This is a genomic window from Agromyces solani, from assembly GCF_058349925.1.
This window is the reverse complement of the sequence record NZ_JBYRER010000003.1, coordinates 482,707-500,900: the sequence shown is the minus strand read 5'-3', so window position 1 is coordinate 500,900 and position 18,194 is coordinate 482,707. Positions and strand designations below refer to the sequence as shown.

19 protein-coding genes are annotated in these 18,194 nt (G+C 72.0%); 8 read left to right on the top strand and 11 right to left on the bottom strand.

Going from position 1 to position 18,194, the window contains the following annotated elements:
- Nucleotides 1-22 precede the first annotated feature (22 nt).
- The 5 genes from AC3RJ7_RS14710 to AC3RJ7_RS14690 form a co-directional block, all read right to left on the bottom strand.
- Nucleotides 23-406, bottom strand: a complete 384-nt coding sequence (locus AC3RJ7_RS14710; RefSeq protein WP_491456594.1) for a DUF1304 domain-containing protein — start codon at nt 404-406, stop codon at nt 23-25.
- A 92-nt stretch (nt 407-498) separates the two neighbouring features.
- Nucleotides 499-1,662 carry a winged helix DNA-binding domain-containing protein gene (locus AC3RJ7_RS14705; RefSeq protein ID WP_491456593.1) on the bottom strand — a complete coding sequence of 388 codons (1,164 nt, stop codon included), beginning with the start codon at nt 1,660-1,662 and terminating at the stop codon, nt 499-501.
- Nucleotides 1,663-2,496: an ABC transporter permease gene (locus tag AC3RJ7_RS14700; protein ID WP_491456592.1), complete on the bottom strand. Its 834-nt coding sequence runs from the start codon at nt 2,494-2,496 to the stop codon at nt 1,663-1,665.
- Nucleotides 2,493-3,392 (bottom strand): ATP-binding cassette domain-containing protein, encoded by a 900-nt coding sequence (locus AC3RJ7_RS14695; protein WP_491456591.1) that lies wholly within the window; start codon nt 3,390-3,392, stop codon nt 2,493-2,495. The genes AC3RJ7_RS14700 and AC3RJ7_RS14695 overlap by 4 nt, the downstream gene beginning before the upstream one ends.
- 148 nt (nt 3,393-3,540) lie before the next feature.
- Entirely contained in the window at nt 3,541-4,311 is a 771-nt protein-coding gene (locus tag AC3RJ7_RS14690; protein ID WP_491456590.1) for an isocitrate lyase/PEP mutase family protein, read from the bottom strand.
- Between the two features lie 67 nt (nt 4,312-4,378).
- Between AC3RJ7_RS14690 and AC3RJ7_RS14685 the strand changes: the two genes are divergently transcribed.
- The gene (locus AC3RJ7_RS14685; protein WP_491456589.1) at nt 4,379-5,824 is read left to right on the top strand and encodes an LssY C-terminal domain-containing protein; all 1,446 of its coding nucleotides are present in this window, start codon (nt 4,379-4,381) and stop codon (nt 5,822-5,824) included.
- A gap of 30 nt (nt 5,825-5,854) precedes the next feature.
- Here the strand turns inward: AC3RJ7_RS14685 and AC3RJ7_RS14680 are convergent, their stop codons facing one another.
- A complete protein-coding gene (locus tag AC3RJ7_RS14680; RefSeq protein WP_491456588.1) occupies nt 5,855-7,111 on the bottom strand; it encodes an FAD-dependent monooxygenase in 1,257 nt (418 codons plus the stop codon).
- A 107-nt stretch (nt 7,112-7,218) separates the two neighbouring features.
- On the opposite strand from AC3RJ7_RS14680, the gene AC3RJ7_RS14675 reads away from it, so the two are divergent.
- Entirely contained in the window at nt 7,219-7,800 is a 582-nt protein-coding gene (locus AC3RJ7_RS14675; protein ID WP_491456587.1) for a TetR/AcrR family transcriptional regulator, read from the top strand.
- On the opposite strand, the gene trhO is transcribed toward AC3RJ7_RS14675, so the two are convergent.
- Nucleotides 7,789-8,697 (bottom strand): oxygen-dependent tRNA uridine(34) hydroxylase TrhO, encoded by a 909-nt coding sequence (gene trhO / locus AC3RJ7_RS14670; RefSeq protein ID WP_491456586.1) that lies wholly within the window; start codon nt 8,695-8,697, stop codon nt 7,789-7,791. The genes AC3RJ7_RS14675 and trhO overlap by 12 nt on opposite strands.
- A 69-nt stretch (nt 8,698-8,766) precedes the next feature.
- Between trhO and AC3RJ7_RS14665 the strand changes: the two genes are divergently transcribed.
- The gene (locus tag AC3RJ7_RS14665) at nt 8,767-9,324 is read left to right on the top strand and encodes a YbhB/YbcL family Raf kinase inhibitor-like protein (protein WP_491456585.1); all 558 of its coding nucleotides are present in this window, start codon (nt 8,767-8,769) and stop codon (nt 9,322-9,324) included.
- A gap of 117 nt (nt 9,325-9,441) precedes the next feature.
- Here the strand turns inward: AC3RJ7_RS14665 and AC3RJ7_RS14660 are convergent, their stop codons facing one another.
- On the bottom strand, nt 9,442-10,080 hold the full coding sequence (locus tag AC3RJ7_RS14660) for a LysE family translocator (RefSeq protein ID WP_491456584.1): 639 nt from the start codon (nt 10,078-10,080) through the stop codon (nt 9,442-9,444).
- A gap of 287 nt (nt 10,081-10,367) precedes the next feature.
- A complete protein-coding gene (locus AC3RJ7_RS14655) occupies nt 10,368-10,754 on the bottom strand; it encodes an ArsR/SmtB family transcription factor (RefSeq protein ID WP_491456583.1) in 387 nt (128 codons plus the stop codon).
- A gap of 128 nt (nt 10,755-10,882) precedes the next feature.
- Between AC3RJ7_RS14655 and AC3RJ7_RS14650 the strand changes: the two genes are divergently transcribed.
- Complete coding sequence (locus AC3RJ7_RS14650) at nt 10,883-11,932, top strand: enoyl-CoA hydratase/isomerase family protein (protein WP_491456582.1); 1,050 nt, start codon at nt 10,883-10,885, stop codon at nt 11,930-11,932.
- Here the strand turns inward: AC3RJ7_RS14650 and sufU are convergent.
- Entirely contained in the window at nt 11,929-12,396 is a 468-nt protein-coding gene (gene sufU, locus AC3RJ7_RS14645) for a Fe-S cluster assembly sulfur transfer protein SufU (RefSeq protein ID WP_491456581.1), read from the bottom strand. The two genes, AC3RJ7_RS14650 and sufU, sit on opposite strands and share 4 nt — an antisense overlap.
- Entirely contained in the window at nt 12,393-13,706 is a 1,314-nt protein-coding gene (locus AC3RJ7_RS14640; RefSeq protein WP_491456580.1) for an aminotransferase class V-fold PLP-dependent enzyme, read from the bottom strand. Before AC3RJ7_RS14640 ends, sufU begins: the two co-directional genes overlap by 4 nt.
- 125 nt (nt 13,707-13,831) lie before the next feature.
- On the opposite strand from AC3RJ7_RS14640, the gene AC3RJ7_RS14635 reads away from it, so the two are divergent.
- Genes AC3RJ7_RS14635 through AC3RJ7_RS14620 form a run of 4 tightly spaced genes read left to right on the top strand, consistent with a single transcriptional unit; the run spans nt 13,832 to nt 18,192 of the window.
- Complete coding sequence (locus AC3RJ7_RS14635; RefSeq protein ID WP_491456579.1) at nt 13,832-14,503, top strand: GntR family transcriptional regulator; 672 nt, start codon at nt 13,832-13,834, stop codon at nt 14,501-14,503.
- A 35-nt stretch (nt 14,504-14,538) separates the two neighbouring features.
- Nucleotides 14,539-16,074: an MmgE/PrpD family protein gene (locus AC3RJ7_RS14630; protein ID WP_491456968.1), complete on the top strand. Its 1,536-nt coding sequence runs from the start codon at nt 14,539-14,541 to the stop codon at nt 16,072-16,074.
- 52 nt (nt 16,075-16,126) lie between these two features.
- Nucleotides 16,127-17,026, top strand: a complete 900-nt coding sequence (gene prpB, locus AC3RJ7_RS14625; protein ID WP_491456578.1) for a methylisocitrate lyase — start codon at nt 16,127-16,129, stop codon at nt 17,024-17,026.
- A 32-nt stretch (nt 17,027-17,058) separates the two neighbouring features.
- A complete protein-coding gene (locus tag AC3RJ7_RS14620) occupies nt 17,059-18,192 on the top strand; it encodes a bifunctional 2-methylcitrate synthase/citrate synthase (RefSeq protein ID WP_491456577.1) in 1,134 nt (377 codons plus the stop codon).
- The last annotated feature ends 2 nt before the right edge of the window (nt 18,193-18,194 follow it).

Genomic DNA, 18,194 nt, shown 5'->3' with positions numbered 1-18,194 from the left:
GGCCGACGCGGCCGCGGGGCACTCAGGCGAACGCGAACAGCACGAAGCCGATGAGCGGCAGCGTGCCCTGGATGAATGCGGGCTTGAGGTAGCCGCGGCCCGTCGTCGTGAGCACGGCGGCCGCGAGGGTCATGCAGGCGGTCGTGAAGAGCACGAGCGTCTTGCCGACGGGCATCGCGTCGGCCCAGTACAGCACGAGTCCGAGCGCGGCGCCGATGCCGAGGAAGAGGTTGTAGAACCCCTGGTTGTACGCCATCGGGCGGGTCGCGTCGGCCTGTGCCTGGTCGGCGACGCCGAAGCGCTTCCACGTCGAGGGGCGCGTCCACCAGACGCTCTCCATCAGGAAGATGTACCCGTGCAGCAGCGCGGCGAGGGCGACGACGACGGTTCCGATGAGGGCGGCCATGCCGTGATCGTACGCGCCGCGGATGGCTCGTGCCGGTCGCCGCGCGCGACCGGGCGTGCGAGCTCGGCCGAGGACCTCTCGCGCGACCGGGCTCAGACCGTCGTGACCGGCTCGCGCCGAACCTCGGCGGGAACGCCGAGAAATGCGGTCACCTCGGCGAGGCGTGCATCGAGCGACCGCTCCTCAGCGGGCGAGAGCTCCCGCCACGGCACGACCCGCAGCGTCGCCCGCCCGCCCTGCACGACGGGCGCCCAGCGGCCGGCCATGACCCCGCCCGCGAGCATCGCGTGCAGCGGGAACTCGGGGATGATCGGCTTCTCGATGCCCGGCGGCTGCAGGTAGGCGCGCGGCGCCGCGTAGCCCATGACGTACTCGTCGTAGCCCTGGAGGAGATCGATGCGGGCGGGGTCGTCGTCGTCCTCGGCCCGCTCGGCGGCACGCGCCGCCCAGGCGGCTGTCACCGCGGCGTCGTGCCAGAGTTCCTCGTCGTCGTCGATCCGTTCCACCCGGCCACCGGTGCGCTCGGATGCCTCGGCGAGGGCCGCTCGCACGTCGCTGAGGGTGAAGCCCGACCACGATGCGAGGTCGCGGACCGTCGCCGGTCCGCGGGTCGTGAGCGCCCGTTCGGCGAGCTCAGCGAGCGCGTCCTCGCGCGGGCGCGGCGGCGCGGCGGGCACCCGTTCGTCGAACGCGGCGTACGTGCGCTGCCGGTCGGCGCTCGCGCCCGAGATCGCCACGAGCTCGAGCTCGGCGACGAGGAGCACGAAGAGCAGCCCGGTCGACGGCAGGCCGGCGCGCCGGAGCGCCTCGGCGATCTCGTGGCGCGTGCGATGGCCTCCGTCGAGTTCGCGGGCGACGACGTCGACGGCCCGCACGCCCGGGTCGCCGTCCCATCCGGCCTTGCGGATGGTCCCGGCCATCTGGCGGCGAACCCGCGGTGCCGACAGCTCGAGCAGCCACCGCGCGTCCTCTCGCGCGACGAAGTGCCAGGTCGGCCGCAGCACGTGCGTGCGCAGGACCTCCCCGCGATCGATCGTCCCGGAGACCGCTGCGGCATCCGGCCGCACGGCGCCCGCGATCCGCTGGGCGAGCCCCCACTGCGCCGGCAGGTACTCCTGCGCCTGCACCGCGAGCGCCCGCCGCACGACGTCGGCGGCCGTCGCGGGCGCGGGCCCCGAGGCATCCGGCCCGGTGCCGCCCGGCCCGCGAAGGCCCTGCGCGAACAGGCGACGCGAGCGCAGTTCGGCGGCGCGCACCTACGTCACGTCCCTCCGCCAGGTGGTCGCACCGCCGATCGCGGTCGCGACGACGGCGATCGCGAGCAGCACGAGGCCGCCCTGCCACCACTCGAGCGCCTGCGCGGTGCCGCCGGGCGTCGCCATCGTGTAGAACGACGCCCCGACGAGTGCGTCGCTCGCCGCTCCGGGCAAGAACTTGCCGATCGTCGCGGTCACTTCGCTCAAGGACGCCACGATGCGCAGGATCGGCTCGATGAACTGGGCGAACACGATCACGATGACGATCGCGGCGACCTGGTTCACGACGAGCACGCCCAGGCCGACGCCGATGGCGCCCCAGAGCGCGAGGGCGAGCACGCCGCGGCCGATGAGCGCCCAGGTGTCCGACGAGTCGAGCCCGGTGTCGAGGCCGAAGCCCGCGAGCGCCGCGGCGCCGGCACCGACCGAGGCGGCGAACGCGAGCACGCCGAGCCCTGCGCCGACGACCAGTTGCGTCGCGAACTTCGACCACAGCACGACCTGGCGGTGGGGTGCGGCGAGGAACGTGGGCGTGAGGGTCTTGTGCCGGTACTCGCTCGTGACCGCGAGCGCCCCGAGCAGCACGGGGAAGACGTAGCCGATCGACGAGGCGAAGCTGTAGATGAGCGGTGCGAGGTCGGTGCCGGGCGGTACCCCCGTGCTCCCGCCGGCCTCGGCGGCCGCCTCGGGGTTCGTGGTCGCCCAGCCGAGGAAGGCGCCGAGCCCGCCGGCCATGAGCCCGACGTACGCGACGAGGATGATCGCGAGCAGCCACCACATGCGCGTGGTGAAGACCTTGCGGAACTCCGCGGAGATCGAATCGAACAGGCTCACGAGGCGTCACCGCCGTTCACGAGGGCGAGGAACGACTCCTCGAGCCCCGATTTCAGGCGGTGCAGGGCGCTCAGCTCGACGCCGCCGACGAAGGCGGCGTGCCCGACCCGCGCCGGATCGGGCTCCGTGACGATGAAGCCGCCCCGGCCCTCGGTGTACTCGAGTCCGGCCGCGTCGAGCGCCGCCGCGAGGGCGGGCCGGTCGGGGGAGTCGACGATCGTGCGCGGCGCCGAGTCGAGCTCGAGGCTCGCGAGGGTGCCGCGCTTGACCAGCCGGCCCTTCGTGATGATGACCACCTCGTCGACCGACTGCTGCACCTCGCTGAGCAGGTGCGACGAGACGAGCACCGTCCGGCCCTCCCGGGCGAGAGCCTGCAGGAAGCCGCGGATCCACTTGATGCCCTCGGGGTCGAGCCCGTTGATCGGCTCGTCGAGCACGAACACGCCGGGGTCGCCGAGCAGCGTGTAGGCGAGCGCGAGACGCTGCCGCATGCCGAGCGAGTAGCCGCCGACCCGGCGGTCGGCGAACTCCTCGAGGCCGACCTGCGCGAGCACGGCCGGCACGCGGGCCCGGTCGATGCCGGCCGCCGTCGCGTACACCCGCAGGTGGTTGCGGGCCGATCGGCCGGGGTGGAAGCTCGCGTCGAGCGAGGCGCCCACGGTCTCGAGCGGTCGCGGCAGCGCCGCGTACGGCGTGCCGCCGAACGTCGCCGTGCCGGCGTCGGGCCGCTCGAGCCCGAGCAGCACCCGAAGCGTCGTCGTCTTGCCCGCCCCGTTCGGCCCGAGGAAGCCCGTGACCTTGCCGGGCTCGACCGTGAACCCGAGGTCGTCGACCGCGGTGACCGCGCCGAAGCGCTTCGTGAGACCCGTGATCTCGATGGGGATGCCGTCGGCCATGCGCGCTCCTCACGTCGGGGGCCGTTGCCGCCGTGATGGGCCGCGCCCCCGCTCGGCCCGCGCGACGGCCCGGGGCCGTCACACGCTCACCCTAGCGAGCGAGTCGACGGTGAGGCATCCGCCGCACGGGGAGTCGCGTGCCGAGCGGTCAGTTGAGCGGACGGATGCCGTCGGGCAGCACACCGCCCGTGTAGAGCCGGATCGCGACGTCCTGCAGGGCGCCGAGGGCGATGCGCTGCGTCGTCGGGCCGTACGAGAGACGTGCGACGCCGAGCGCTTCGAGCTGGGCGGGAGCCGGCACGCCGGGCAGGCCGATGAGAGCCAGCTTCTGCTCGCCGATGCCGGCGACGATCTCCTCGATCTCGGCCTCGCCGAACACGCCGGGCACGAACACGCTCGTGGCGCCGGCGTCGAGGAAGGCCCGGCCGCGCTCGATCACGTCGGCGATCCACACCTCGCGGGGACGGTCGTGGCCGCGCAGCCAGGCGTCGGTGCGGGCGTTGAGTGCGAACGGCACGCCCTCGGCGTCGCCCGCGGCGACGGCGGCCTCGACGACGGCGACCGACTCGGCGAGGGGCTTCAGCCGGTCTTCGATGTTCGCTCCGACGATGCCCTCGCCGATCGCGCGGCGCACGGTCTCGCCCGCGTCGCCGTAGCCGTCGTCGAGGTCGGCGCTCACCGGGACCTCGACCGCGCGGGCGATGCGCCCGGCCATGTCGAGCATGATGTCGACGGGGATCTCGCCGTCCGCGTAGCCGAACGACGCGGCGATGGAGTGGCCGGCGGTCGCGATGGCGCGGGTCTCGGGGAGGGCGGCGACGGTGCGGGCGCTGACCACGTCCCACACGTTCACCACCTGGAGGAGTTCGGGGGCGGCGTGGAGTCGGCGGAGTTCGGCGGCGGTCTCTGCGAGGGTCATGGTCCCAATCTACGGTCGGCTGCGACCAGGAGGTCCGGTCGTGACCCGCCGCGGGTAGCATTCGGACATGGGGGAGCGCTCGCGCGAGGCATCCGTGCCGCCCGCCCGTCGGGTGTCGCGGACCGCCCTGCTCGACGGGTTCTTCTTCGTGTACGCCGGCCTCGCCTCGATCTGGCTCGCGTGGCTCGTGCTCGAGCAGAGCTTCGACTGGGGCTGGTTCGGGCTGCTCTTCTTCATCGTGTTCTGGGCGCTGCTCGCCTACCTCGTGCTGCCGCGGCTGCACCGCATCCTCACCACGATCTACGTGCCCGACTACTTCATCGGGCGCGCACGCACGAGCGACGGGCTGCTCGGCGACCCGGTGAACCTCGCGCTGCGCGGCGACGAGGCGGCGCTGCACGGGGCGATGGCCGCGGCGGGCTGGACTCGGGCCGATGACGTCGACGCCCGCTCGAGCTGGCGCATCATCGCGTCGACGCTCACGCGCAAGAGCTACGACGAGGCGCCGGTGAGTCCGCTCTTCCTCTTCGGTCGCATGCAGGACTTCGCCTACCAGCAGGAGGTCGCGGGCAACCCCGCGAAGCGCCACCACGTGCGCTTCTGGCGCACGCCCGACGGCTGGCTGCTGCCGGGCGGCCGCCGGGTCGACTGGCTCGCCGCCGGCACCTTCGACCGGTCGGTCGGCTTCTCGCTGTTCACGCTGCAGGTCACGCACAAGATCGACGCCGACACCGACGTCGAGCGCGACCATATCGTGCGCACCCTCGTCGAATCGGGCGCGCCCGTCGAGGTCGGGGTGATCGACGACTTCTCGACGGGCTACCACTCGCGCAACGGCGGCGGCGACACGATCCGCACCGACGGCGACCTGCCGGTCGTCGTGCTCGGCGACGCGCTCGGAGTGCCCCCCGGGGCCGCCGACGCCGCAGCGCGGACACGACGCGACGAACTCGAGGCCGCGCTCGCCGCCGACACCGCGTCGGGCGAGGTCGGCAAGCGCTCGTCGTTCGAGCCCTTCGCCCGGCTCGCCGAGCGCGACGGCGGCGGGATGCCTCGGGCCGAGGCCGTGCGGCGGCCGATCGCGATCTCGCTCGGCGCGGGGCTCATCGTCGTGCGGGTGCTGCTCGGCGTGATCTGGCTGATCTCGCTCGCGATGCAGTGGCCGACGATCGTGAGCGAGGCGGCCGACATCCACATCGAGGACGTGTCCGACGAGGACGCGGCGCAGATCGTGCTGTGGGTCATCGTCGGCGTCGGGGCGGTCGTGCTGCTCGCCGAGCTCGTCTTCGCGTGGCTCGTCTTCCGCGGCAGCAACTGGGCCCGCATCACGGTGATGGTCGTCGCCGTGCTGTCGACGCTCGTCTCGGCGATGGACTACTGGATCGGGGGCGAGGAGATCACGCTCCAGACGACGCTCCTCACGCTCTCGGTCGACATCCTCGTGCTGCTCGCCCTGTCGAGCCGCGCCGCACGCACCTGGTCGCGGCTGCCGCGCAAGCGATCCGCCGGTTGAGTCGCGCGCGTCGGCTCGCGGATCGAGGGGTCAGACCGCCGCGGCCGCCCGCCCGGCCGGCCGCTCGATCACCGGCAGTGCGAGTTCGGGCGTCCCGGCCGAGAACATGCGTCGCACGATCGGCAGGAGCGGCTTCGACAGCATCGCCCGAGTCGACGCTCGCGCCATCGCGGCGGCGAACCGGCTCCCGGGGACCATGCGCTCGAGCCCGCCGAACGGGATCGCCTTGCCCGCCTCGGCGAACGGTGCGATGTCCGACGAGTAGCGCGCGAGCGCGGCCGGCAGGTCGCCGGGTTCGGCGGCGATGCGCTCGCCCAGCAGGTACGCCCCGATGAGCGCGGTCGCCGTGCCCATGCCGGTGAGCGGCGATCCGCACGACGCGGCGTCGCCGAGCAGCACGACGCGGCCGTTCACGGGGTCGCCGAGGTCGATGCGCACCAGTTCGTCGAAGTAGAAGTCGGATGCCTCGGCCATCGCCGCGACGATCGTGTCGGCGTGCCACCCGGCGCCCTCGAGGGCTCGGCGCACGAGCGCCGCCTGCGCGGCGCGGTCGCCGCGCAGCGAGGGATCACGCGGCACCCGAAGGGTCAGGATCGCCTTCGACGTCATCGGGTCGCGGTCGGGCCGGAGCCCGAACGCGATGCCGGGCACGAAGCGCATCGCGAACCAGCCGGGCTCGAGGTCGGCGGGCGTCGGGAGGGTGAAGAAGGCGGCGTAGCCGCCGAGCGGGGTCGCGTACCGCTCCTCGGGCCCGAAGGCGAGTCGGCGGGTGGCCGAGTGCACGCCGTCGGCGCCGACGACGAGGTCGAACTCGGCCGGCGCCGCATGCTCGAACTCGACGGCGACCCGCTCGTCGTGCTGCTCGATCGCGGTGATGCGGTCGCCGTATCGCACAGTGACGAGGCCGGGCGCGCTGGCCGCCGCCTGATCGAGGGCCTCCTGCAGTGCGGCGGCGAGGTCGCCGCGGGCGATCTCGATCTCGGCGACGGCGCCCTCGCCGTCGAAGTCGGCCATCGACATGCGGCCGAACACGCGGCCCCGCGCGTCGACGTACGACATGCCGATCTCGTGCACGCGCCGCGGGTCGATGCCCGGCATCAGGCCCATGCGATCGGCGACCTCGCGGCTCGCGCCGCGCAGGTCGACAGCCTGGCCGCCCGGGCGCGGGGCATCGGCGCGTTCGACGACGGTCGAGCGGATGCCGCTGCGGGTGAGCTGCAGTGCGAGGGCGAGCCCGGCGATGCCGGCGCCGGAGATCAGGACGTGCGGTGCGGAGGTCGTGCTCATCGTCGTGCTCCTTCTTCGAGTGAGACATCTGTCTGATACAGATGTTCTACACCCGATTCAGACGTTTGTCTAATACAGATGTCTGAATCGATGGCTAGGATGTCGGCATGGGCAATCGTGAAGATCTCCTCGCCGGCGCTCGGAAGGTCATCCTCGAGCGCGGCGTCGCCAAGGCCACCGCGCGCGACATCGCGGCCGAGGCCGGTGTCAGCCTCGCGGCGATCGGCTACCACTTCGGGTCGAAGGAGCAACTCATCACCGAGGCGCTCACCGAGTCGCTCGGCTCGGGCATCGGCGACCGCATGGAGGCGGTCATCCGCGACACGACGGCGCTTCCGCTGCTCGAAGGGTTCGCGGCGCTCTTCAACCGCATGCCGGAGGTGTTCGCCGACAATCGCGAGGCACTCATCGCGAGCCTCGAGAACACGGTGCGCGTGCTCCGCGGTCCCGGCGGCGCGCGCGACCTCGCCGCGGCGACGAACGAGGCCGAACGGGGCATCGCCGAACATCTCCGGGCGGCCCGCCCCGAGCTCGACGAGGCGCAGGTCGCCGCGATCGCGAAGCTCGATTTCGCGCTCACGCAGAGCCTCGGCATCATGTGGCTCGTCGACCCCGCGCTCGTGCCGACGGGCGACGAGCTCGCGCTCGCGGTCGCGGCGCTCGCGGGGGCGCCGACCTCAGCGGGTTGAGGGCGAGGCTCCCAGGTGCGCCGCGCAGGGCGCGGTCCCGCACGGCTCGCACAGCACGAACTCGGCGTCGCACGACGCATCCGTGCAGTTGGCGGTGCGGTTCGTCGCCGAACCGCACCTGGCGCACCGCCCGATGACGGCGGCGTGGTCGCTGAAGTCGATCGAGCCGCGCCCGTCGAAGACGTAGAGCGAGCCCTCCCAGAGGCCGTCGTCGCCGAACCGCTCGCCGTAGCGCACGATGCCGCCGTCGAGCTGGTACACCTCGCCGAAGCCGCGGCTCCTCATGAGGCTCGAGAGCACCTCGCAACGGATTCCGCCGGTGCAGTATGTGACGACCGGTCGGTCTTTGAGGTGGTCGTAGGCGCCCGAGTCGAGCAGGCCGACGAAGTCGCGCGTCGTCTCGGTCGGCGGCACGATCGCGCCGCGGAATCGGCCGATCCCGGCTTCGAGGGCATTGCGCCCGTCGAAGAACACGACCTCGTCGCCGCGCTCGCCGACGAGCTCGTGCAGCGCATCGGGGTCGAGCCTGGTGCCGCCGCCCACGACGCCCGACTCGTCCACGCGCAGCTCGCCGGGCGCGCCGAACGAGACGATCTCGTCGCGTACCTTGACGCTGAGCTTCGGGAAGTCGAGGCTGCGGCCGGCCTCGTCGAGGCCTGAGCCCTCGCTCCACTTGAAATCGACGTGCTTGAACGGCGGGTACTCCCGGGTCTTCCGCACGTAGCGCTTGAGGGCGCCGAGCTCGCCGCCGAGGGTGCCGTTGAGCCCGTCGCGCGAGATCAGGAGGCGCCCGCGCAGGTCGAGCGATTCGGTGAGGTCGCGCTGCCACAGCCGGATCGCCTCGGGGTCGGCGAGCGGCGTGAAGGCGTAGTACAGCAGGATCTTCGCGACGGGCACCCGCAGATCTTACGGGCGTAGGCTGACGAACGGCTCGGATGCCACGACCCGGGCCCGGAGAGGACACCGATGTTCGACCACGATCCGTACGCGCAGTTGCAGGCGTTGAAGCCCATCGGCTCGTTCACCGTCACGAGCGCCGACCTCGAGCCCGGCGGTCGGCTCGCGGCACCGCAGCGGAGCGCCGGGCGGGGCGGTCAGGACGTCTCGCCGCAGCTGAGCTGGTCCGGGTTCCCCGCCGAGACGAAGAGCTTCGCCGTGACGTGCTTCGACCCCGATGCGCCGAGCGGGGCGGGCTGGTGGCACTGGGCCATCGCGAACATCCCGGTGACGACGACCTCGCTCGAGGCCGGCGCGGGGGCGCCCGATGCGCTGTCGCGGGGCCTCCTGCCCGAAGGCGCGACCGTGCTCGAGAACGAGTACCGCGAGCCGCGGTACCGGGGTTCGGGCCCGCCTCCCGGGACGGGGGTGCACCGCTACTTCTTCGTCGTGCACGCGCTCGCGGTGCCCCGGCTCGCCGTCGACCCGTCGACGACGACGCCGACGGTGCTGAGCGCCCAGTGCTTCTTCAACAGCGTCGCGCGCGGCATCCTCGTCGGAACGGACGTGAACCCGGCCGACGCGTGATCCGACGGTCGGTCGAGTAGGTGCGGAGCGCCGTATCGAGACCACGTGGCGTGATGTGTCTCGATAACCGTGCTCCTTCGTCGCACGCTACTCGACCGGCGGGGGTGAGCGGCGGCGTCAGTGCTTGGCGCCGCTGAGGGCGAGCACGCCGCCGAGGCCGATCATCATGACGCCCCCGGTGGCGGCGAGGTGCTCGGCGCGTTTCGGCGACTTCGCGAACCAGTCGCGCGCCGACCCGGCCGCGAGCGCCCACACCGAATCGCACGCGAGCGCGAGCACGACGAACACGAGCCCGAGCTCCGCGAGCTGCAGCGGGATCGAACCGGCGCCGAAGTCGACGAACTGGGGCAGTACGGCGACGAAGAAGGCGATCGTCTTGGGGTTCGAGACGCCCACGATGAACCCCTCGACGAGCAGCCGCCACGGCGAGCGGCGAGCGACGGTGCCGCTGACGGCGGCCGAGGCGCCAGCCCGGTGCCGGATCGCCTGGATGCCGAGGTAGGCGAGATACAGCGCGCCCGCGATCTTGATCGCGGTGAACAGCACGACCGACTGCGCGACGATCACCCCGACGCCGAGCGCCACAGCGGCGACGAGCGGCAGCATGCCGATCGCGTTGCCGACGACGCTGAGCAGTCCGCCGACCCGTCCGAGCGCGAGCGACCGCCCGATGACGAACAGCACACTCGGTCCCGGAATGACGATCAGCACGACCGACGCGACGACGAACGCCCAGAGGTTCGATGCGGGGACCATCCCGGAATCGTACGCCTCATCCCACCTCTTCACCCCACCTCCTCCGCCGCCTTCTCCCGCTCGATGCTCCACGCTTCAGGCTCAATCCATCTGCACGTGTTCTGCGCGCTCGTTCCTCCAACACCTCTCCGCCGGCGGGGGCGCGCAGCCCGCGATGGTTTCTCGTTTCGCCAATGCCAGTTGCGCCTCACACGATGAGGCGCAACTGGCATTGGTCGAAAGGAATCGTTGCGGGGAACGGAGGGCGCGGCAGGCATGGGTGCTGCGGGGCCCTGGTCCAGCGGCGTTCATCGCCGCCCGCGGCGTCCCTTGCCTCCTGCCCGGTGCAGGCGCCGGGTGCGCGAGCGGGAGGCGTGCGGCGTCCGTGACGGTTGGTCGCGCCGCAGCAGATCGCCGTCGGTGCCGAAGCCGTATCGGTGGTCCCAGAGGGTGAACAGTTCGCCGACCGCCTCATCCAGCTCGAGGAGAAATGCCTCTTCAAGCGTGTAGAGGCGTTGCGTGTAATCCGGGATGACTTTCACGACCGCGTGCTCACGCAGAATCCTCAGGTGGTGCGAGACCGCCGATCTCGACACTCCGAACTCGCCGACGACGACGTCGGTCAGCATTCCCGCGGGGTGCGATCCGACGGCGAGTACCTCGATGATGCGACGGCGCACCGGTTCGGCCATCATCTCGAATGGATTCATCGTCGCAGGCTAGGCGCGGCGCCGCCGTGGAACGCCGGCGCGTCATCTGCTCTGGGGTGCACGCGACCGATCCGCACCTGTGGAGGACGGGTCGGGGCGATACGGTGGCACACGTGAGCGCCCACATCTCCGCGACGGTCGCCGACGGCGTCGGCCACGTCACGCTCGACCGTCCTCAGGCCATCAACGCCCTCTCCTACGAGATGGTTCGCGAGCTCACCGGCGTGTTCGACGCATGGCGCGACGACAGCGAGGTCGGCGTCGTCGTGCTCGACGGCGCCGGCGACCGCGGGTTCTGCGCGGGCGGCGACATCCGCGAGCTCTACGGCTACGCGACCAATGGCGGGCACGGGGAGGCGCGCGACTTCTTCCGCACCGAGTACCGGCTCGACGCCGCGATCGCGCGCTACCCGAAGCCCGTCGTCGCGATCATGGACGGCATCACCATGGGCGGCGGCATCGGCCTCTCGGGGCACGCGGCGATCCGCGTCGTCACCGAGCGGTCGAAGCTCGCGATGCCCGAGACTCGCATCGGCTTCACGCCCGACGTCGGCGGCACCTGGCTGCTCGCGAAGGCGCCCGGTGAGACCGGCGTGCACCTCGCGCTCAACTCGCGCACCATGACCGCCGCCGACGCACTCTACGCCGGCTTCGCCGACTCCTACGTGCCCTCGCGAGACCTCCCGCATCTGCTGCAGGCCCTCGCCGAGCGCGCCGACCCCGGCAGCCCCGCCGAGATCGTCATGCTCTTCGACGAGACGCCGGCCGAGGCATCCTCGCTCGCGCTCGCCCGCGAATGGATCGACGACTGCTACTCCGCGCCCACGGTGGTCGAGATCATCGCGCGCCTGCGCGCGCACCCCCACGCCGACGCCGCGGCCGCAGCCGACGAGCTCGAGGTGCTCTCGCCCACCGCGATGGCCGTGACGCTCGAGTCGGTTCGCCGGGCACGCACCCTGCCGAACCTCGAAGCGGCGCTCGAGCAGGAGTTCCGTGCGGTCAACTGGTTCCTCGGGCAGCACGACCTGCACGAGGGCATCCGCGCGCAGGTCATCGACAAGGACCGCAACCCCACGTGGAACCCGCCCGAGCTGCGCGACCTGCCCCTCGACCTCGGCGCCCGAGTGCTCGACGACCCGAGCGCGGGCCGCGTCTTCGACTAGGCCCGAGCGGGCGACGCCTGGGCGAGGCACGCCTCGAGCGCGACCCAGGCGAGCATCGCGCACTTGACGCGCATCACGTACTTCGAGACGCCGTGGAACGCGATCGCGTCGCCGAGCACCTCTTCGTCGGGCTCGCCCGCGCCCTGCGAGCGCAGCATCGCCCGGAACGCCTCGATGAGCTCGCGCGCCTCGTCGACCGTGCGACCCGCGACGAGCTCGGTGAGCGTCGAGGCCGACGCCATCGAGATCGAGCAGCCGTCGCCCTGCCAGGCCAGCTCGGCGATGCGAGCGGTGCCGTCGTCGCCGCCCTCTCGCGCGAGCTTCACGCGCACCGTGATCTCGTCGCCGCACGTCGGGTTGTACTCGTGATGCTCGGCGTCGGCGCCCTCGAGCGGCCCGTCGCCGTTGCGACGCTTCGACTGGTCGAGGATGATCTGCTGGTACAGCCCCTCGAGCCCGCTCACGCGATCACCGCCGCGGCGTCGGAGGCCACGCCGAAGAACCCGCGCACCGCGCCGAGCGCGTCGACGAAGCGGTCCATCTCGTCGGCCGTCGTGTAGACGTGCGCGCTGCCGCGCGTCGTCGCGGTCACCCCGAGCGCGCGGTGCAGCGGCTGCGCGCAATGGTGGCCGACCCGAACCACGACGCCGGCGTCGTCGAGGAACTGTCCGACATCGTGCGCGTGCACACCCTCCACGGCGACCGCGACGAGGCCGGCGCGCGGCGACCCCGCCTGCGGCCCGACGACCCGGATGCCGGGCAGCTCCGCGAGCTGCGAGACGACGCGATCCGCGAGCGCCTGCTCGTGCGCGGCGACCGCCTCCATGCCGATCGCCTCGAGGTAGCGCACCGCCTCGGCGAGGGCGACCGCCTGCGACACGGGCTGCGTGCCCGCCTCGAACCGGTGCGGCGCCGGCAGGAACTCGGCGTGCTCGAGCGTCACCCGGGTGATCGTCGATCCGCCGGTGCGGGCCGGCGGCAGCGCGTCGAGCAGCTCGGCGCGGCCGTAGAGCACGCCGATGCCGTTCGGGCCGAGCATCTTGTGCCCGCTGAACGCGGCGAAGTCGACCCCGAGCGCGGCGAAGTCGGTCGGGCGGTGCGGCACCGACTGGCACGCATCGAGCACGACGAGCGCCTGCGGAGCACGTTCGCGGACGAGGGCCACGACGTCGGCGACGGGCGCGATGAAGCCCGTGACGTTCGACACCTCCGCGAACGCGACGACCCTGGTGCGCGACGAGAGCGAGTCGGCGAGGGCGTCGAGCGACCACAGCCCGTGCTCGTCGACGCGCACGCCGCGCAGGCTGGCACCCGTGCGCGCGGCGAGCCGCTGCCACGGGATGAGGTTCGCGTGGTGCTCGGCCTCGGTCACGACGATCTCGTCACCGGGTTCGAGCGCGAACCGGGATGCCTCGGGGCCGGCCAGTCCGGCCGAGGCATCCGCCATGCCGAGCGCGACGATGTTGAGCGCGTCGGTCGCGTTCTCGGTCCAGACGATCTCGCGCTCGCCGGCGCCGACGAAGCGGGCGACCGTGGCACGGGCGTCTTCGAAGAGGGTCGTCGAGCGGCCGACCGCCGCGCTCGCACCGCGGTGCACGGGGGCGAGGTGGCGTTCGAGGTAGTCGCGTTCGGCGTCGAGCACCCGGCGCGGGCGCTGCGCGGTCGCGGCGGAGTCGAGGTACGCCGGGGCCGAGCCGTCGGCGAAGGCGGGGAAGTCGCCGCGGAGGTCTGAGACCGCACGTGAACCGATGCGGTCGAGGTCGGTGGTGCTCATCCCTTCAATCGTCCCACGCCTCGAGCGCGCATCGGCTGAGAACCGCATGTATACACAGAGGCTCAGGGAGGCCGTCATTTGCATCGAATGACGCACCAGCGTATACATGAGGAGGGGAGGGAAGCATGCGAGCGAGTGAACGCGCCTACCGGGCGCTCCGCGAGGAGATCCTCGACGGCGTGCTCGCGCCCGGCACCGCGCTCGCCGAGGTCGAACAGGCGACCCGGCTCGGCGTCTCCCGCACTCCCGTGCGCGAGGCGCTCGCCCGCCTCGAGGCCGACGGGCTCGCGACCGCCGCCTCGGCGCGCGTGCTGCAGGTCTCGGCGCTCGACGCCTCGAGCATCGTCTCGCTGTACGAGGTGCGCGAGGCGCTCGAGGGGCAGGCCGCCCGCCTCGCCGCGCGACGCCGCGACCCCGCCCGCTTCGACGAGCTGCGCCGCCGGCTCGCCGACGCGCCCCGGCTGCTCGACGCCGGTGACGACGGCCTGCGCTCCTACTACGAGGTCGTCGACGCGCTCGACGACGAGATCGAGGCCGCCGTCGCCAACCCGATGCTCGCCGCCGCGCTGCAGAGCGCCAGACTCCACTCGGCACGCGTGCGCCGGCTCGCGCGCCAGCACCCCGAGCGGCTGCGCGCCGCGGCATCCGAGCACCTGCTCATCGTCGACGCGATCATCGCCGGCGACACCGACCTCGCGGCGCACGCCACCCACGTGCACCTGCACCTCAGCCTCCGTCACGCGCTCGCGTCGATCGAGGCGAGATCCGTGCTCGTCAGCCCGACGGGCACCGCGTAGCCTGACCGATGGAACACTTCAGAAAGGTCCACTCCATGCACAACCACCACGTCCGCACGCACCGCAGCGACGAGAACCTGCAGCGCGAGGGCCAGCTCGCCTGGGCGCTCGCCGGCGTCGCGACCGACCCGGTCGAGCTCGACGACGACGTCGTCGACATGGTGGTGAACCGCGTCATCGACAACGCGGCGGTCGCGGCGGCCGCGATCGCCCGCCGCCCCGTCGTGTCGGCCCGCAGCCAGGCGCTCGCGCACCCCGTCTCGATCGGCGGCGACGGCGCCACCGTGTTCGGCGCCGACGCCGCGCGTCGCACGAGCCCCGAGTGGGCGGCGTGGGCGAACGGGGTCGCCGTGCGCGAGCTCGACTACCACGACACGTTCCTCGCGGCCGAGTACTCGCACCCGGGCGACAACATCCCCCCGATCACCGCCGTCGCCCAGCACCTCGCGCAGGGCCGCGGCCTCTCCGGCCGAGACCTCGTGCGCGGCATCGCGACCGGCTACGAGATCCAGGTCGACCTCGCCAAGGCGATCAGCCTGCACAAGCACAAGATCGACCACGTCGCCCACCTCGGGCCGTCGGCCGCCGCCGGCATCGGCACGCTCCTCGGCCTCGACCGCGAGACGATCTTCCAGGCGATCGGCCAGGCCTTGCACACGACGACCGCGACCCGCCAGTCGCGCAAGGGCGAGATCTCGACGTGGAAGGCGCACGCCCCCGCCTTCGCCGGCAAGATGGCGATCGAGGCCGTCGACCGCGCGATGCGCGGCCAGACGAGCCCCGTGCCGATCTACGAGGGCGAGGACGGGGTGATCGCGTGGCTGCTCGACGGGCCGGATGCCTCGTACGAGGTGCCGCTGCCCGACGAGGGCGAGGCGAAGCGCGCGATCCTCGACTCGTACACGAAGGAGCACTCGGCCGAGTACCAGGCGCAGGCGTGGATCGACCTCGCCCGCAAGCTCCACGACGAGTACCCGCTCATCCTCGACGCCGAGCACATCGAGTCGATCACCCTGCACACCTCGCACCACACGCACTACGTCATCGGTTCCGGTGCGAACGACCCGCAGAAGTACGACCCCGACGCGTCGCGCGAGACCCTCGACCACTCGATCCCGTACATCTTCACGGTCGCCCTGCAGGACGGGGCGTGGGACCACGAGACCTCGTACTCGCCCGAGCGGGCGCACCGCCCCGAGACGATCGCCCTGTGGAAGAAGGTGTCGACCGTCGAGGACCCCGAGTGGACCCGTCGCTACCACTCGCTCGACATCGCCGAGAAGGCGTTCGGCGGCCGCGTCGTGATCAAGCTCGCCGACGGCGGCGAGATCGTCGACGAGATCGCGGTGGCCGACGCCCACCCGCTCGGGGCCCGGCCGTTCGCCCGCGAGCAGTACGTGAACAAGTTCCGCACGCTCGCCGAGTGGGCCCTCGCGCCCGAGGAGATCGAGCGGTTCCTCGACGTCGCGCAGCGACTGCCCGAGCTCGGTCCCGACGAGCTCGGCGGCCTCACCTTCACCGTCGCTCCCGGTGCCCTCACGGGCGTCGAGATCCCCGAGGGGCTGTTCTGATGCGTGGTCTCGATACGACGCTGCGCGCCTACTCGACCGGAGAGGTGTTCTGATGCTGTACTCCCGGACCTCGGCGCACGAGAAGCGGCGCCTGTTCCGCGAGCGGCTCGCGACCGGTGAGATCATGCGGTTCCCGGGCGCGTTCAACCCGCTGTCGGCGAAGCTCATCGGCGAGCGCGGCTTCGAGGGCGTCTACATCTCGGGCGCGGTGCTCTCGGCCGACCTCGGCCTGCCCGACATCGGGCTCACGACGCTCAGCGAGGTCGCCGGTCGCGGCAAGCAGATCGCCCGCATGACCGAGCTGCCCGCCATCATCGACGCCGACACCGGCTTCGGCGAGCCGATGAACGTCGCCCGAACGGTGCAGGAGATGGAGGACGCGGGCCTCGCGGGCCTCCACATCGAGGACCAGGTCAACCCGAAGCGCTGCGGCCACCTCGACGGCAAGCAGGTCGTCGACGACGAGACGGCCCTGCGCCGCATCCGCGCCGCCGTCGACGCCCGCCGCGACGAGAACTTCCTCATCATGGCGCGCACCGACATCGCCGCGGTCGACGGGCTGCAAGCCGCGATCGACCGGGCGAAGGCCCTCGTCGACGCCGGCGCCGACGCGATCTTCCCCGAGGCGATGCGCTCGCTCGAGGAGTTCGCCGCGATCCGCGCCGCGGTCGACGTGCCGCTGCTCGCCAACATGACCGAGTTCGGCAAGAGCGAGCTCTTCACGGTGCAGCAGCTGGCCGACGTGGGCATGAACATCGTCATCTGGCCCGTGTCGCTGCTCCGCCTCGCGATGGGCAGCGCGATGCGCGGACTGGACGAGCTCGAGGCATCCGGCTCGCTCAACGCCAAGCTCGGCGACATGCAGCACCGGGCCGAGCTCTACGAGCTCGTCGACTACGAGGCGTACAACCACTTCGACACCTCGATCTTCAACTTCACCGTCGCACGCTGACGACCGCAGAACGCCAACGCAAGGGAGCATCCATGGCCGAGCAGGAGATCTACAAGGGGCTGGCCGGGGTGCCGGTCGACTACACCGCCATCTCGAAGGTCAACCCCGAGACGAACTCGCTGCTCTACCGCGGCTACCCCGTGCAGGAGCTCGCGGCGTCGTGCACGTTCGAGGAGGTCGCGTACCTGCTCTGGTACGGCGAGCTGCCGAACGACGACGAGCTCGCCGCGTTCGAGGACCGCGAGCGGGCGCTGCGCGGACTCGACCACGAGGTCACGCGCATCATCGACGAGCTGCCGCTCACCGCCCACCCGATGGATGTGGTGCGCACGGCCGTGAGCGTCATCGGCGCGAGCGACCCGACGACGCCGGATGACTCGCGCGAGGCGAACCTCGACAAGGCGATGCGGCTCTTCGCGAAGCTGCCGTCGATCGTCTCGTACGACCAGCGCCGTCGGCACGAGCTCGAGTTCGTCGAGCCGCGCGACGACCTCGGCTACTCGGCGAACTTCCTCTGGCAGACGTTCGGCGAGGTGCCCGAGCTGCCGGTCGTGAACGCGTTCGACGTGTCGATGACCCTCTACGCCGAGCACTCGTTCAACGCGTCGACGTTCACTGCGCGCGTCATCACGTCGACGCTCGCCGACCTGTACTCGGCGGTCACCGGCGCGATCGGCGCCCTCAAGGGACCGCTGCACGGCGGGGCGAACGAAGCGGTGATGCACGCGTTCGACGAGATCGGCCCGGGCGAGGGCGGCGCCGAGCGCGCGGTCGCCTGGCTCGACGACGCGCTCGCGTCGAAGCGCAAGATCATGGGCTTCGGGCACCGCGTCTACAAGAACGGCGACTCGCGGGTGCCGACGATGCGCGACGCGATGGAGCGCATGGTCGAGTTCACCGACCGGCCGGACCTGCTCGAGCTGTACGTCGCGCTCGAGAAGGCGATGGGGGAGCGCAAGGGCATCAAGCCGAACCTCGACTACCCGGCAGGACCGACCTATCACCTGATGGGTTTCGACACCCTCACCTTCACGCCGCTCTTCGTCGCGTCGCGGGTCACCGGGTGGACGGCGCACATCATGGAGCAGGCGGCGGCGAACGCGCTCATCCGTCCGCTCTCGGTGTACAACGGCGTCGACGAACGGCACGTACCCGCCAAGGGCTGATA